The organism is Catenulispora sp. EB89, from assembly GCF_041261445.1.
GTDB lineage: Bacteria > Actinomycetota > Actinomycetes > Streptomycetales > Catenulisporaceae > Catenulispora.
In genome coordinates this window covers 240,660-255,362 of sequence record NZ_JBGCCU010000003.1, presented here as the reverse complement: position 1 = coordinate 255,362, position 14,703 = coordinate 240,660, and the positions used below count along the sequence as shown (strand labels likewise).

Genomic DNA, 14,703 nt, shown 5'->3' with positions numbered 1-14,703 from the left:
TGGGATGGATACCGTGGTTGTCCCGGACGAGGCCGTCCTGCCCGAGGCCGCGGCCGGTGTCGCAGCGGTGGCGTCGGACGCGCTCGACAGGCCCGACAGGCCCGAAAGGTCTGACGCGCCCGACGCGCCCGACGTTGAGGCGATGGTCGTTGCCGCGGTGAACACCGCCAAGAGAATCGTCACAAGCGTTGCACAGCAGCACTGCGCATTGGCCACCGGCCTGGTGTGGGCGCTGGTGATGCTGGTCCGGCTCTACGCCGGCGGAGCCATCGGGTTCGCCGACAATTTCGACGGCCACCGTTTGCTGTGCCAACTCGGCGTGGCACCGCATCCGCTGCCGGTCACCCAGGCGTTGTGGGCCTATACGACGCCTCGCTATGACTCCTACACCTGGTACGGCGAGGCCTGCTCGGCCGGAGGCAGCGGGCAGGGATATCTGTCCACTGAGATCGTCCCGTTGTGGGCCGCCAAGTGGCTCACCGGTCTGTTCGGTCTGCCCGGTGCTCTGGACCTGCGGATGCTGGGGATCGTGTTCACCGCTGTCTTCGCTGCGGGGATCGCGTGGACCGTTCACGAACTCGTCGGTCCGAAGTGGCTGCGGATCCTGATCGCGTCCGGAATCGGGCTGGCCACCTGCGACAGCGCGATCGCGCCGTACTTCAACTCCCCGTTCAGCGAGCCCGCCGCCCTGATCGGAATGCTGCTCCTGATCCCGGCGCTTCTCCGTCTGCTCGGCCAGGCGCGCTATCGCGGTGCCGACATCCTGATCGTCACAGTGCTCACGGCATGGACCATCGGTGCCAAGACGCAGATGGCGAGCCTGCTGATCGTCGTCGTACCGATCCTGCTGATGCGTCCCTCCGCGTCGCGCGACCGGCTCGCAGCCGCCGGCAACCGCGTCGGCAGCGCATTGGCCGTCCGGGGTCCGGCGATGGCGGCCTGCGCCGTCCTGTCGTTCGGCACACTGTCGTTCCAACAGGTGCAGCCACGCTGGTTCCACGAGATCGTCGTCTACGACGCCGTCTTCCGGGAGCTCCTGGGGCACAGCCCGAATCCGAAGGCGGATCTGCGCGCGCTGGGCCTCGACGAGTCGCTGGCATCGGCGGCGGGAACCTCGATCGTCGACCCCAAGTCCGCCGCCAACCTGCCGGACTATCCCCAGTTCGTCGCGAAGGCGTCGCTGGGAAAGGTCCTCGGCTTCTACGTGGGCCACCCGGTCAGGCTCCTGGGCGTCGCAGACCGGGGGCTGATCGGTGTGACGGCCACCCGCCCCTCCTACTTGGGCAACTACCCGATCACCGCGGGAAAGCCGCCCTACGCACAGGAATGCAGGGTGTGCGTGTCCTCGGCCGTGTTCACTCTGGCCGAGCCGTTCCGCTGGGTCGTGATCCCCGGGCTGTGGGGCGCGGGGCTGGTCGGCGGAGTGTTCCTGTTTCGGCGGCGCACCCTGAGCGTGGCGGCCCGTGGAGTAGGCGTGACGCTGGCCGCGTTCGCCGCCGCGACTGTCGCGCAGTTCTGGGCCGTCATGCTGTCCGAAGGAGAAAGCGATCTGGAGAAGCACATGGTCTTCGTGCTTTACGGAACGATGCTCCTCGGCCCACTGCTGTTGGCCGGGCTCGCCGCGTTGGATAGCACAGCAGTGGACAGCACAGCAGTGGATCCAGAAGCGGGGGAGATGCGATGAGCCGGGTCGCCGTCCTCGGCCGGGTCGCGGTGTCCGCGGCGGTGCTCGCCACGTTGATCGGCGTCGCCATCGGCGTCTTCGCCGGTGGTCATCCTGCGGCTCCGGACGGCGTCGTGCAGTGCGCGCCGAGCGGAGCCGGAGCCTCGACCGCCGACGGATGCCCGACCACAGCCCCCGGCAATCGGTGAGTGCCGCGGATCATAGGGGCATTGAGATCTTGGACAAACCACATATATCGGTGTTTTCGCGGCCAATGTCCTGATAGCACAGCAAACCGTGTCACGATCTGTGCATGACAACACTTCACGACGTCGATCCCCCCGCCGTCGCCGTGGATTCGGCGTCGCGGAGCGAACCGACGTCGGAGATCGCGCCGCGTGACGCCGGCTACACGGCGGCATACATCGGGATGGCGGCGTGCGCCGCGGTCCTTGTGTTCCTGCTGATCCGGTTCACGGTCGACGACGCCTTCATCTCCTGGCGCTATGGCGTGAGCCTGACGCGCGGCCACTGGAACTGGAACCCGACGTCGCAGGACAAGGTCGAGGCGTACAGCAACCCGCTGTACGCGGCGCTGTCCTTCATTCCGGCCCTGCTCGGCTTCTCGACCGAGCTCTTCTTCAAGATCCTCGCCCTGGGCATCGGCGCGGCCTACCTCCGCGTCGTCTCCCGCCTGGCCGTCCCGCGCATGCAACGCCTCGTCCTGGCCGGGTTCGCCCTGGTGAACCCGTTGTTCTTCGTGCACCTGCTCGACGGGCTGGAGACCACCTCCTTCGCCTTGGGTATCAGTGCCCTGTTCGGCCGCCTGTACCTACGCGGGCGTCTGGACCGGACCGGTCATCTGCTCGCCGTCGCGGTCGCGTTCAGCCGTCCGGAGGGGATCCTGTTCGCCGCCGTGGCGGAGTTCTGGACCTACTACCTCAGCCGTCGCCGCGACGACCTCGTCAACGCCTCTGCTGTCGTCGCCGGACTCGGTGTCTACTGGCTGGCTCGGGCCGAGTACTTCGGCAAGTTCTTCCCCAACCCCTTCTATCTCAAGACCGCGGACCAGACCAGCGTGGTCGCCTCCACTGTCAAGATCTTCCATGACCTGCAGGTCAAGGTCCTGTTGTTCGTCGCGCTGATCGTGCTGGCCGAGTGGCTGCGGCGCAACCGCGCCGGCGCCCGTTCCGAGCAGGGGCGGCCCCAGCGGCTGTCGCCGGCGCAGGAGGCCACGCCGGTGGTCCTGGCCGCCACCAGTGCCCTGATCATCTTCACGCTGTATCAGGTCTCGAATCTGCAGATGGACTTCGGCAACCGGTTCCGCTGGCAGTTGATCTTCCCCATCGCGGTGGTGCTGCTGGCCCGTCCGCTGTTCGTGCCGCGCACCGGTGCCGAGAAGACGGCCGCGCCGCCGGCCTCGGCGCGGTGGGTGGCGCTCGCGCTGCTGATCGGGGCGGTTGCCGTGCTGGAGGGCGGATCCAGCTTCACCGCGCATCGCACCACCGTCATCGTCGGGGCGTGTGCGGCGTTCCTCGCGGTCCTCATCGCTTGGAGTACCGGACGCACCGCGGCGCTGATCGCCGGCGCGGTCGGCCTGATGACCGCGGTCTCCGCCGTCAGCGCCGGCGAGCTGGTCGGCTGGGCCGTGTACCGCTACCACCTCGAGTACGCCCACCACGCCCTCGGCTCGGCGATCGCCGCGGACCGGAGCCTGGACGGAACGATCGCGGTCATGGACTCCGGAGCGCTTCCCTTCAGCCTGAACGCACATCAGCGCTCCCTGGACCTCGGCGGCCTGGCCGACCCGTTCCTGGACCAGCCGGTCCCTCCCGCAGTACTCGCCGACCTGTCCGCCGTCGTGACTCTGGGCGGCGGCCCGGCCAGAGGCGGCATGTGGTGGGGCGACACCTCCTCAGGGCCCGTCTTCGCCCGTCTGCAGCAGGGCGGCGGCTTCGACTACGCCCAGGGAGTGCCCTACGCCGACGGCTACTGGCTCAACGTCTATGTCAAACACGGTTTGGGAACGCAGCTGTTGCGCGCCCTGCCCGCGATGCGCGAGCGAGCGGTCGCGAACAACTTCGTTCCGGATGACAAGGTCTTGGACGACCACCTGTTCGACTTCCCGTTCCTGCGCGGCCGGCCCGCTCAGATCTCCGGACAGGCGTCGGCTGCCGGGAAGTAGCGGCGCTGACCTCACCAGGCGCGCTCCGTCTCGGGGCGCGCCTGGTGCACTGATCGGTTGAGCCATCAGCCTGAATTCCCAATACGACATTTCATGATCGGCATGTCATTGCACGGATGCGGTACACGCACCCGCGATCGTTGAGATCGGACCTCACGGCCATCCCCACGAGAAGAAGGGCTCCACCCCGATGAGTTCACGCAAAGGCCGCCGCCTTTCAGCTGTAGCGGCGCTCGGCCTCGGCACCCTGATGTGCACTGTCGGGCCGGCACAGGCCGTTCTGGCTGCTCCGGTTGCAGATGCCTATGTCGTTTCAGCCGACGCCATCGCCGGCCTGGTGGCCGTGCCCCCCACCCCGCACTCCAACTTCCCCGGGCCGCCCGGACCCGGGACCGTGACCACGCTCGGTATCGCGGTCGGTCCCTTCGCGAGCAACGCTCTGCTGACCGCCACGACGGCAGGCGACGTGACCGCCGGCACCTCCTCGGCCTCGGCGACGGTGGACAGCCTCAACGTCAACCTGCCGATCCCCACGGCCATCTCGCCGACCACCCTGTCGGTGACCGGCGTCAACTCCACGTGCACCGCACCGGCGGCGCCGGGGAAGGCGACCGGTTCGGGCGTGATCGCCAGCGGAACCGTCACGGTCGACAGCCTCGTCCCGGTCACCCTGCAGGCGAATGCCGCGCCGAACACCTCGGTGTCGGTGCCGGGCCTCGGCACGATCATCCTCAACGAGCAGAGCACTGACGCGAACGGCGTCCTGACAGTCAACGCCGTGCACCTGACGCTCCTGCCGGCTCTCAACGGCCTCAACCTCATCATCGGCCACGCCCAGTGCGGCGGCGCCCCGCCCACCCAGGCCGTCCCCATGGTCAACCCGCAGGTCGGCCTCAGCCTCGGCGCGATGGCCATCGCCGGCACCGCTGTCGTCTACCGGCGTCGCCGCAACGGCACCGACACCGACGGCTGCTGATACCGCTCGGCTCCGAAACAGGCTCCTCGCAGCGTGTGCTCCACACGGCTCCCCTTATCGCATCTCCATGGTGACGGATGAGGGGAGCCCGTGCGTGCCCCAGTAGCGTTGGGAAGCGCGCAGACGTTCACCCACAGCGAAAGACGCGACATGTCTGTCGTCGCACCGTTCAACGCCCGTGAATCCGCAAGCGATCGCCCGGCTCAGCCTTCATGCGAGAAGCATGCAATCGTCTCGACCGGCGCGGCATCCAGCGTGCGGCCGAACGCACCGTGGAGCATCAGGTTCAGTTGCGCGGCGTTCCACTCGTGATCGTTCATTCCAGGTACGAGACGTGCGATCAGAGCCCGCAGTGTCCTGGCGCGGCGACGGTACGGCATTCAGCGACATGCCCGGCTCAACGGCGTCATCGCTGTGAAGGTCACCGCAATGACGGCCAGGCGTGTCGGACGAGCGAATCGCAGAACCCGTGGAACCTGAGAAACGGTGAGGGCGCTGAGGTCGCGCAGGATCCGCGGCGTCGTGGGGGTGGGCTCGATGCCTGGGGTGGCAGGCCTTGGCTAAGTACAGGTCGCCGAACCGATCTCCAGTCCCAGTTCGGGTGGACGGTGCCGTCGACCAGGCAGGTGCTGAATGCTCCGCCGATCCGCTGCGGCGGCAAGAGCCAGCAGGTCGCCGCCTTGATGGTCGGCGACCAATTCAGCAGTCGAGCCCCCTCAGTGTGAACTTGGCGATTCGGCCAGGCGGCAGTCGTGCGCGAGGCTTGAGCTTCAGCGGCTCCTCACCGACCAGTGCCTGGAAGCACATGATCGAAGCGCAGGCGCAGTTGTTTCGTCAGAATGCTGATACATCGCCGAGCTGCGTGTATGCGGGTGGATCAGGCCGTCGATTTCGGCGGGCCACGCGGGCATACTCGGCGGGGCTCCATGAATTCAGCTTCGGGCGTGCCGAGACGCTTCGGGTGATCTGGCGGGTGGTAGCTTTCGCAAAGCTCGGCGATCAGCGCTGCTTGTGCGGACTTCGGTAAGGAACATGGAATGCACCAACATAGTTTTATCACCCCACTGATCGCGGGGGTGCTCTCGGCGGTGGGTATTGTCGGTCCGGCATCGGCGGCCAATAGCGGGACCACGGATACCACGTTCACTGAGAACGCGCGGAGCACCGCGGCAGCCGTGGTCGATGCCGGCGATCCCCTGTCGATCACGGTCCCCGCCGCGGCGTCGCTGGGCAGCGCTGCCCCAGGGGGGACGATCACCGCAAGCGTGGGGGCGGTCCAAGTCACCCAGTCCGGCATCATCACCCAGGGGTGGACGGCATCGGTGACCTCCACCAGCTTCATCACCGGCACCGGCACGCCCGCCCAAACGATCCCCAACGTCGACGTGTCCTACTGGTCGGGGATCGCCACCGCGACCACTGGCTTGATCCTCAGCAGATTCACCCCCGGTCAGGCCACCGCCGCCAATGCGCAGAGCCTCAGCACGTCCAGAACGGCGTACAGCCTCAGCGGGGTCGGCCTCGTCGCCAATTCCGCGACGTGGAACCCCACCCTCATCGTTCACCTGCCGGCCGGTGCGCTGGCCGGCACATACACCGGGACGCTGACGCACTCAGTGTTGTGACACGTGTTGTAACACCGCCCAGCCGGCGTGTTCAGGCTCTTCTTCTGTGTCGGTGATAGGTGAGTGCGGCTACGGCAAGCAGTGCTGCGGCCAGACCGCTGCCCAAGGCGAGCGTCAGATGGTTGCCGCTTCCGTGGAGTGCCCGTTGTGCCGCGGCCGGTACGGCGGAGCCGGCGGAGTTCGGGAACGTGATCTGCGCCTGGTAGGTCTCGTCGAGCAGTCCGCTCCTCAGCTCGATTTTGGCCTTCCACGGGCCGGCTCCGACCGGGTCGGTCACGGGGATCGTCACCGGCTCGGATTGTCCCGGTGCCAGGGTGGTGCCCAGCCGGGCGGGATAGGGTCCGGCTGACAGTGCGCCCGAGACCTCGGTCAAGGTCAGGCCGCCCGACAGGTCGATGGCTCGTCCGCCCGTGTTGTGGACCATGGCCTGCACCAGTGCCTTGCCCGAGAGGTCACGCTGGGCTGTGAGGGTGTCCACGGTGAAGTTCGACGGGGGAGGGTTGTGGCCCCCGACCGACAGATAGATCCTGGTCCCGACGCGGTTGGCGAGGATGACGCCGCTGGTGCCGGGTGTGTCCACTTCGGCCCAGATCACCGCGTATCGCTCGCCCGGGGCGGCGTCGTCCGGCACCGAGATCGTCACGGTGTCGGCTGCGCGGGCGCCTGGCGGGATGTCCAGGCTGTCTTCGTTCAGCGTCGTCCAGGTGGTCAGGTCGCTGACTGTGTGACCGTCGTCGCCGGTGAAGGACCCGTCAGCGATGTGGGCCGCGTCCGGATACATCTTGACGTGGAGACTGGACTCCGACTTGTTCCACACCTCGACCCGCCGGCGGATGGTCGTACCCGGCATCAGGTGGTCGATGACGTATTGCATCGCTCGGGGGTTGTCCGCTTCTGATACCGGAACGTCCAGCAGGCGGATGCCGAATCCGCCCGCGGGGTCATCGGTGTCGGCCCGGGTCGAGGCGTGGGCGGTCGGGGTGAACGCGGCGATGGCTGCGACCAGGGTCGCAGCCACCAGCGTCGAGTGGGGGAAGAGTTTTCGCACTTCGCCGAAGGTCTCTATCGTGCCAGGGTGTCGTGGTCAGGAGACCGAGTGAGTCAGGGTACTGGTGTAGGTTCCGGCCAGCGTGTTCGCCGGAATGACGATCGTGATGGTCGGGTTCCAGGTCGCGGTGTTGATTCCGGAGACGGCAGTCGCGACCTGCACGTTGCTCGCGGTGTTCGTCAGGGGGTTGACCGACGTGTTGGCCACCGTGGCGGTGCCGGTGACCGTGGCGGTGGGAGTGGTGTAGCTGGCGGCGCTGATGGGGACGGTCGAGGGGCCGACGAAGTTCGTCCCGCTCACGGTCGCCGTCCAGCCGGTGGTCCCGCCACGGTTGTCCAACACCTCGACGTTCCCCAGCGGGGTGGGGCCGATCGTCTGCGCCGAGGTGCTGGGGGTCACGGTGCCGATGGACACGGGCCCGGCCGGGACGGTGATGTCCAATGTGCCGGCGCTCACCGTGAACGTGATGACCGTGGTGCCGGAGCTGGCCGCCAGCGCCGGACTCGCGGTGCCGAGCACCATCGCCACTCCGGCAGCAAGTACGGCAATGCGGTTCCTGTGCATACTTTCGACCTTCCCAACCCACGGTGACAGCGGAGGTAACCGCTACATGTCAATCTTTACAGAATAAGATGCGCAAAACGTTGAAATTCGTGTGTAGATGAGACCGCCGCTTCGGCTCGAGAGGGTTGCATCCCTGGTCACGGCGGGCGTTTAGGCATCAGGGTTCGTCGGGTCCGATTGGGCCGTTCGAGGGTTGGCAGTCGCCTGCCGGCGTCGTCACATGGGCTCTCGAAGTAGCCTCCTGATTCTGGAGGTCTAGATGACTGAGCCCTTGGACTCAATCATCTAGGGCGGGGGATCACGCCACCGATTCCGGCAGCCTCCGCCAGGCGATCCCATCGCCTTCCCTCTTCATTGCCCATAACGCAACGCTTCCGGAGGCTTGCCGTTGCGTCGCCATCGGGTTGTTCCGCGTGGCGAGCCTCGCGCGGTCCAGGCCTGCTCAGTGACCTGTAGGTGTCTGAGTGGCGGCTGTCCCGTTCTCGTGGTGGGTCCCTGAGATGGCGTAATGCCGTTCACTCATTCGTGATTAATAACTCTTCGGTCAAGCCTTCCGTGTGCGTTTTGATTCCCATTTTCAGGGCTATGGTTCCACTTTCCCTAGTTCCGCTCATACGTAAAAGTCCGGAGTCTTCCTCGGTGGTCGAAGGGCCCAAAAAGCCGATGAATGGATTCTCGGGTTTAAGGCGTCAGTGTGGAACATGCCGGAACGTCTCTGAAGGATTGTGGAGTCATCATGAAAGCTAGCTTGTCTGCTAGATCTCACCGTCACGGGTTCGCCGCCCGGGTCTGTGGGGGTCTGCTCGTGTCGCTGGTGGTCGCCGGGGCGGTGTTCCTTCCAGCCCGGGTGAACGCTGCTACGGCTGTGGGGCTGGGGACTGCGGAGTCTTATGCGGTGCTGGCCGGTCAGGGCGTGACCAATACGGGACCCACCACGATCACCGGGGATTTGGGGGTGAGCCCGGCGGGGCGGGCCTCGGTGACCGGTTTTCCTCCGGGCAGGGTTGCCGGAGCTGTGCATGCGGCTGATGCCGCGGCGCTGCAGGCGCAGTCGGATTTGACGATCGCGTACAACGACGCGGCGGGCCAGCCGTCGAGTGCCGCGGTCGCGGGGGATCTCGGTGGTTTGACGAAGGGGCCGGGTGTTTACACGGCTTCGTCGTCGATCGGGCTCACCGGGACGCTCACGCTTGATGCGCACGGTGATCCCAACGCGGTGTTCATCTTCCAGATCGGGTCGACGCTGACCACGGCCTCGGCCAGTCGGGTGTTGCTGATCAACGGTGCCCAGCCGTGCAATGTGTACTGGCAGGTGGGCAGTTCGGCGACGTTGGGCACGGGCACCACGTTCGTGGGCACCATCTTGGCCCTGACGTCGATCTCGGTCACCACCAGCGCGACGATCGACGGCCGTGCCCTGGCCCGGAACGGGTCGGTCACCCTCGACACCAACACCATCACCCGTCCGACCTGCCAGACCGGCGGGACCACCGGCGGCACGACGGGCGGCACGACCACGGGTGGCACCACGGCTGGCCCGACGACCGGCGGGACCACAGGTGGCCCGACCACCGGTGGTACGACTGGCGGCCCGACGACCGGCGGCACCACAGGTGGCACCACGGGTGGCCCGACGACTGGCGGCACGACCGGTGGCCCGACCACCGGTGGAACGACTGCGGGCACAACCGGTGGCTCAACCGGTGGCACGACCGGCGGGACCACAGGTGGTACCACGGCCGGGACGACCGGAGGCTCCACTGGTGGCGCCACCGGCGGAACGACGACCGGCGGGACCACCGGCGGAACGACCGCAGGCGCCACCGGCGGCATGACTGGCGGTCCGACCACTGGTGGCACGACCGGCGGCACCACCGGCGGGACGACCGGAGGCACCACCGGTGGGGTCACCGGCGGAACGACGACTGGCGGTACGACTGGCGGTACGACTGGCGTAACGACCGCAGGCACTACCGGCGGCACGACTGGCGGTCCGACCACTGGTGGCGCGACCGGCGGGACGACTGGTGGTACCACGGCCGGGACGACCGGCGGCGCGACTGGTGGCGCGACCGGCGGGACGACCGGCGGGTGGACCGGCGGCACCACCGGTGGGACAACCGGCGGCACCTCGGCCGGCACGACCGGCGGCACGACCGCCGCCACCACAGCCGGCCAGTCCGCAGCAGGCGGCAAGGCGCTGGCCCACACCGGCACCGATGTCCTCGTCCTCATTCCACTCAGCGCACTCGCCCTGATCGGCGGCACGTTGCTGGTCCGCCGTCGGCCGTCACACCGCGCCTGACGCGATATCGCATGTAAGAGCCCGTTGTTCAACCGAACATGGAGGCTGTGATGGTCTCGTTCGGGTGATCGGTGAGTAGGGCAAGGCCTCCGGTGTAGCTGGTTGGTGTCTACGCAACCGAGCTGCCGGAGGCCTTGGTGTCTTCTTTGGACGCCATCGGCGGGGCCGGAGCCGCGCGGCGCGCCGTGTGCTGTGTTTGCCTGGCTCATCGCCATGGCAACGCGGCCGATCGCCCGGTGCGCCAGCGCGCCTGCCCGACGGATCTGACCGATGCCCAGTGGGCTGTGATCGCCCCGATGATCCCGGTGCCGGCCTGGATGGACGGCCGGGGCGGGCGCCCGGAGGGCTACTGCCATCGGGAGATGATCGACGCGGTGGCCTGCCTGGTCGACAACGGAACGAAGTGGCGTGCGCTGCCGATCGACTTTCCCGGCCTGGCCGACGGTATACCGGTTCTTCCGCCGCTGGCGCGATCAGGGACTGCTGGCGGTGCTGCACGATCGGCTGCGCCGGGCGGTCCGTGGGACCCTGGGCCGGTCGCCGGACCCGACCGCCGGGGTCGTGGACTCCCAGTCGCTGCGCGCGGCCGAGACGGTGGGCAGGTCTCGGCGTGGCTACGACGCAGGCAAGAAGATCGACGGGACCAAACGGCACATCGCCGTCGACACGATCGGGCTGCTGTTGACGGTGCTGGTCGCCGCCGCCGACCTCCACGACCGCGACGGCGCCGGACCACTGCTTCAACGGCTGCGGACCGCCTGCCCGCGCATCGCACTGGTCTGGGCCGACGCCGGCTACACCGGCCGGCTGGTGTCCTGGGTCGCTGAGACATTCGCCGGACTACGCCTTCAGATCGTCAAACGCACCGACAAGCACCGGTTCCAGGTGCTGCCGCGTCGCTGGGTGGTCGAGCGCACCCTAGCCTGGATCACCAGGCGACGGCGGTGCGTGCGGGACTACGAAAGACGTGCCGACACGCACGAGGCGATGGTCTACTGGGCGCTGACCGTCGTGATGACCCGGCGCCTGGCCCACCGCTGAACCCGCAAGGAGCGGTCACACTACCCGGAACACCCCCGGCGCCGCCTCGACCGCCCAACCCCGCGCGACCAGCCGTTTAAGCTTGCCTCGCAGCCGCTCCCGCGCCGAGTCCGTCGCCGGCAGCCCCAACGCGCGGGCCAACTCCCCGGCCCGCACCCCGTCACCGGCCGACCTGCCCGCCAGCCACAAACCGCGATAGCCCTCCGGCAGCACCTGCTCGGTCGTACCCTCCCGCCGAGACGGCACCGCCACCCCCGACGCCATCACAGGGCCCTGGCCAGCCGATCCCCTCCCGCCGCCGCTAACGGCCGCACGATTGGCCACCACGACCCGCAACGTGTCCCGGGTGATGGCCACATGCTCGAGGTTTCTTTCGGCATCGGCCAGCAGGACCCGCAGTTCCTCCACTCGTGCCCGCACCGCGACCTCATGGGCATCCAGCAGACCATCCACCGAAACCATCACACGCCTCCCCGGCCGAACCCACCCCGAACCGTCACCGCAGGCCCTACCGCCCCCACGCACCGTTCACGCGCCGAAACCCGAACTATTTTCCCAGCTCAAAGAGCATGCTCGGTTGAACAACGGACTCTTACGCAGGCAGGACTGTCTGCTGCCGGAGACAGGCTGAGGTCGGCTCTGTTTCGCGGAATCCAGCCCCTATGTCGGCAGCGAGTGGACTGACAGCGGCGACGACAGTTCTCGAAAGACCCTCAAATACCGCGCCAAACACGAAAGCCGTAGCGTTCCCGCACCCCCCGAACTGGTCGCATGCCTGCGCACTCACCTCAAGCAATTCGGCGCCGCGCCGGACGGCCGCCTGTTCGTCCGTGCCGACGGGCAGACCATTCGGTATGCCACCTTCGCTGACCTGTGGTCCAAGGCCCGCAAGGCAGTACTCGCCCGCGATGAGTTCGACTCCCCATTGGGTAAACGACCTTATGACCTGCGTCATGCCGCCGTCTCGACGTGGCTCAATGCCGGCGTCAGCGCCCCGCAGGTCGCCGAATGGGCCGGCCACAGCGTGGACGTCCTGCTGTCCGTCTACGCCAAATGCATCGACGGGCAGGAGGAACGCGACCTACGACGGGTTGAGGAAGCACTCGCTTCGGGATCGAACAAAGGGGCTACTCAGGAGGAACCTCTGCTGTGCCGGCGCACCGAAGACGGCGGGATCGAGTTCTACCGTCCTCCGAACACCGTTGTGCGCCGCTTGTCGCATGAAGAGATCGAGGCTGTTAGGAGCTGATCCGCCCCGCCAGTGTCGCCGCGAAATTCCGCGGCAAGTTCACTGGGCTCGGTGACGTCAGGTACGCCCGTAGAACGTGCCGCGACCGAAGTCTCACCAAGATCAGTTCGCGAATAGTTCGCGATCACCGACAAAGCGTAATCAGTGGCGAACCGCAGTGAGACAAAAGCCTTCGTGGCGGTGGGGCTGGAAAACGGTGGCGACCTGCGGCGCGACGCCCTGAACAGCAATGCGGCACCCTCCGAGGGAGGGTGCCGCTTTCCACTATGTGGAGCTGATCTTGCGCTACTCGAACACCCGCTGACCTGCCGCAACGCTGATCCGGGTCGTCGTCGGTCGGTTGGCCAACTGAGACTCCGTCAGCATGGAATCTGCCTCGCAGCCGGTCGTTCCACGGCGCTGTCGGGTAGCCTTCCAGAAAATCGTAGGTGTGGACATCGCATAGATTTTTCTTGAGACAGGTCGGCGGATCGATTTGATCCGTCTCACCAGCGCGCCGGATCGAATGTCCTCAGCGGCGCGAGCCGCATCGTGCGCTGCGTCGTATCCACGATCGCGGTTGGGCGGATGAACCGAATCCCCACGCCGATGGGTGACGACTTCTTAGAATCAGGGCGTGCCTGCTTCCAAACCTCGCAAGAAGAAGCCCAAGCGTCCGGCCAGCCGCGCGAGCCGTTCGGGGAACCCAGCCGTTCGGCGCCTCGAGGAGGAAGAGGCAGGGCAGGAGCACGCCGCCAGATCTGCGTGGCCGCACTCAACGAATCCGTTCGCGGAGTATCGACAGCAGCTCGACCGGGTGCGGACAGGGCACGCGAAAGTCGACGCCAAACCGATCATCGCGGATCTGGCGGCTGCCGACCAGACGGTGTCATGGATCGAGGACGAGCTGTGCCGCCGTCTGGGCCGGGCACTAGCAGCCCAAGACGCTTCGACCGACGCGCGACGAGAATCAGGCGAAACAGAGATTCTCGACGCCTACAACCCGGACCAACTCCTCGACGCAATCACCGATGCGACCTGCCTGGCGGCGGTCAAAGCCGTCGCGGCCACCGACGAGCCGAGCGATCGCGACGGCACGTGGCGCCTGCTGGTGGCGTTGGCCAGGATCGTCCCGCACCCAGCTGCTCGGATCCCCGTCGGAGCCGTCGAGGATCTGCGGACCGCGGTCGCTTCGTTTCCCGAGGGCTCGATCGTTGCGGCGCCGACCGCGGCGGCGCAATGGTGCCGGGACGTCTTCGGCACCAGGTTCGCCATAACCGCTCCGTTCGCGGCAGCTGACGGCACCGACCGCTGGTATCTGTGGGACATCGACGTGTGCGGTGGCGAGCCCTACACCGTCGGAGCCGGGTACTTCCGAGATGCCGAGCAGGCGTTCGCCGCGTGGCGCTCGGCGGTCGGGCCGGACGCCACGAGCGGAGCCCAGCTCGAACCAGTGTCCGACGCTCACCTGGCGGAACGGATCCTCCCAGGGCCGTCCTCCATGTTCCGTCCCGGAGGGGAGTCGGAACCGCAGTACGCGGAATTCCACCGGTGCCGCCGGCTGGCACAGGAACTGTGCCGCTCGGAGCATCTGGACGGTGGCGGGTCCACGGCGACGGTTCTGCCGGAACAGGAGGTCGACAAGGACGTCTGGATTGCCGAGTTCATGGCCTGGCGCGCCGAACATCGGCCCGGTCGAAGCGTGGTGCCGGAGGACTTCCCAGCCGACGACGAACCGCTCACGGAAGCGGAGGTCTACCGTGAGCTTGCCTTCACCTGGCTCAGCGAAGAGTTCCCAGAGTTCGCCTACACCTGCTCACCGCACCGGATCGCCTTGACAGCCGTCGGCATCCACGACCTCTACAACGCCGACTTCGCCGACATTCTCCTACGAACCATCCCGGACCTGGCGGCCTGGTTGACCGATCAAGTCGGCTTACCGGATACCGTGGCCGCCCGAGTCCGGGCGTACGCCGACAGCGTGGTGACTCCCGATACCGATCTGAGAGATCAGATCGGGAACCCGATGGCGCAGATCCGGGAGTGAGTCCCACACCCGTGGGCTGAC

General features: G+C 67.2%; 12 protein-coding genes and 1 pseudogene. 10 read left to right on the top strand and 3 right to left on the bottom strand.

Annotated elements, in window-relative coordinates; all coding sequences use genetic code 11:
* Positions 1-4 precede the first annotated feature (4 nt).
* The 5 genes from ABH920_RS08025 (at position 5) to ABH920_RS08005 (ending at position 6,449) form a co-directional block, all read left to right on the top strand.
* Positions 5-1,684 (top strand): hypothetical protein, encoded by a 1,680-nt coding sequence (locus tag ABH920_RS08025; protein WP_370348224.1) that lies wholly within the window; start codon positions 5-7, stop codon positions 1,682-1,684.
* A complete protein-coding gene (locus ABH920_RS08020; protein ID WP_370348223.1) occupies positions 1,681-1,872 on the top strand; it encodes a hypothetical protein in 192 nt (63 codons plus the stop codon). The genes ABH920_RS08025 and ABH920_RS08020 overlap by 4 nt, the downstream gene beginning before the upstream one ends.
* A 104-nt stretch (positions 1,873-1,976) precedes the next feature.
* On the top strand, positions 1,977-3,848 hold the full coding sequence (locus tag ABH920_RS08015) for a hypothetical protein (RefSeq protein ID WP_370348222.1): 1,872 nt from the start codon (positions 1,977-1,979) through the stop codon (positions 3,846-3,848).
* Positions 3,849-4,038: 190 nt separating this feature from the next.
* Entirely contained in the window at positions 4,039-4,824 is a 786-nt protein-coding gene (locus ABH920_RS08010; protein ID WP_370348221.1) for a choice-of-anchor P family protein, read from the top strand.
* A gap of 1,037 nt (positions 4,825-5,861) precedes the next feature.
* Positions 5,862-6,449, top strand: a complete 588-nt coding sequence (locus ABH920_RS08005; protein WP_370348220.1) for a hypothetical protein — start codon at positions 5,862-5,864, stop codon at positions 6,447-6,449.
* A gap of 31 nt (positions 6,450-6,480) precedes the next feature.
* Here ABH920_RS08005 and ABH920_RS08000 read toward each other — a convergent pair whose 3' ends face one another.
* Both ABH920_RS08000 and ABH920_RS07995 read right to left on the bottom strand, forming a co-directional pair.
* Complete coding sequence (locus ABH920_RS08000) at positions 6,481-7,497, bottom strand: peptidase (RefSeq protein ID WP_370348219.1); 1,017 nt, start codon at positions 7,495-7,497, stop codon at positions 6,481-6,483.
* Between the two features lie 36 nt (positions 7,498-7,533).
* A complete protein-coding gene (locus tag ABH920_RS07995) occupies positions 7,534-8,061 on the bottom strand; it encodes a hypothetical protein (RefSeq protein ID WP_370348218.1) in 528 nt (175 codons plus the stop codon).
* A gap of 805 nt (positions 8,062-8,866) precedes the next feature.
* On the opposite strand from ABH920_RS07995, the gene ABH920_RS07990 reads away from it, so the two are divergent.
* From ABH920_RS07990 to ABH920_RS07980, 3 genes and pseudogenes are all read left to right on the top strand, one after another.
* Positions 8,867-10,366, top strand: coding sequence for an ice-binding family protein (locus tag ABH920_RS07990; RefSeq protein ID WP_370348217.1), 1,500 nt, complete (start codon positions 8,867-8,869; stop codon positions 10,364-10,366).
* A 296-nt stretch (positions 10,367-10,662) separates the two neighbouring features.
* Positions 10,663-10,737: pseudogene (locus ABH920_RS07985) on the top strand (transposase); the annotation flags it as partial.
* A 37-nt stretch (positions 10,738-10,774) separates the two neighbouring features.
* A complete protein-coding gene (locus ABH920_RS07980) occupies positions 10,775-11,407 on the top strand; it encodes an IS5 family transposase (protein WP_370348216.1) in 633 nt (210 codons plus the stop codon).
* A 15-nt stretch (positions 11,408-11,422) separates the two neighbouring features.
* Here the strand turns inward: ABH920_RS07980 and ABH920_RS07975 are convergent, their stop codons facing one another.
* Positions 11,423-11,869, bottom strand: coding sequence for a hypothetical protein (locus ABH920_RS07975; RefSeq protein WP_370348215.1), 447 nt, complete (start codon positions 11,867-11,869; stop codon positions 11,423-11,425).
* Between the two features lie 463 nt (positions 11,870-12,332).
* On the opposite strand from ABH920_RS07975, the gene ABH920_RS07970 reads away from it, so the two are divergent.
* Positions 12,333-12,656, top strand: coding sequence for a hypothetical protein (locus ABH920_RS07970; RefSeq protein WP_370348214.1), 324 nt, complete (start codon positions 12,333-12,335; stop codon positions 12,654-12,656).
* A gap of 796 nt (positions 12,657-13,452) precedes the next feature.
* Positions 13,453-14,682, top strand: coding sequence for a hypothetical protein (locus tag ABH920_RS07965; protein ID WP_370348213.1), 1,230 nt, complete (start codon positions 13,453-13,455; stop codon positions 14,680-14,682).
* The last annotated feature ends 21 nt before the right edge of the window (positions 14,683-14,703 follow it).

Coding starts and splice junctions, on each gene's coding strand:
- ABH920_RS08025 (WP_370348224.1), top strand. CDS start 5: ATGGATACCGTGGTTGTCCCGGACGAGGCCGTCCTGCCCGAGGCCGCG.
- ABH920_RS08020 (WP_370348223.1), top strand. CDS start 1,681: ATGAGCCGGGTCGCCGTCCTCGGCCGGGTCGCGGTGTCCGCGGCGGTG.
- ABH920_RS08015 (WP_370348222.1), top strand. CDS start 1,977: ATGACAACACTTCACGACGTCGATCCCCCCGCCGTCGCCGTGGATTCG.
- ABH920_RS08010 (WP_370348221.1), top strand. CDS start 4,039: ATGAGTTCACGCAAAGGCCGCCGCCTTTCAGCTGTAGCGGCGCTCGGC.
- ABH920_RS08005 (WP_370348220.1), top strand. CDS start 5,862: ATGCACCAACATAGTTTTATCACCCCACTGATCGCGGGGGTGCTCTCG.
- ABH920_RS07995 (WP_370348218.1), bottom strand. CDS start 8,061: ATGCACAGGAACCGCATTGCCGTACTTGCTGCCGGAGTGGCGATGGTG.
- ABH920_RS07975 (WP_370348215.1), bottom strand. CDS start 11,869: ATGGTTTCGGTGGATGGTCTGCTGGATGCCCATGAGGTCGCGGTGCGG.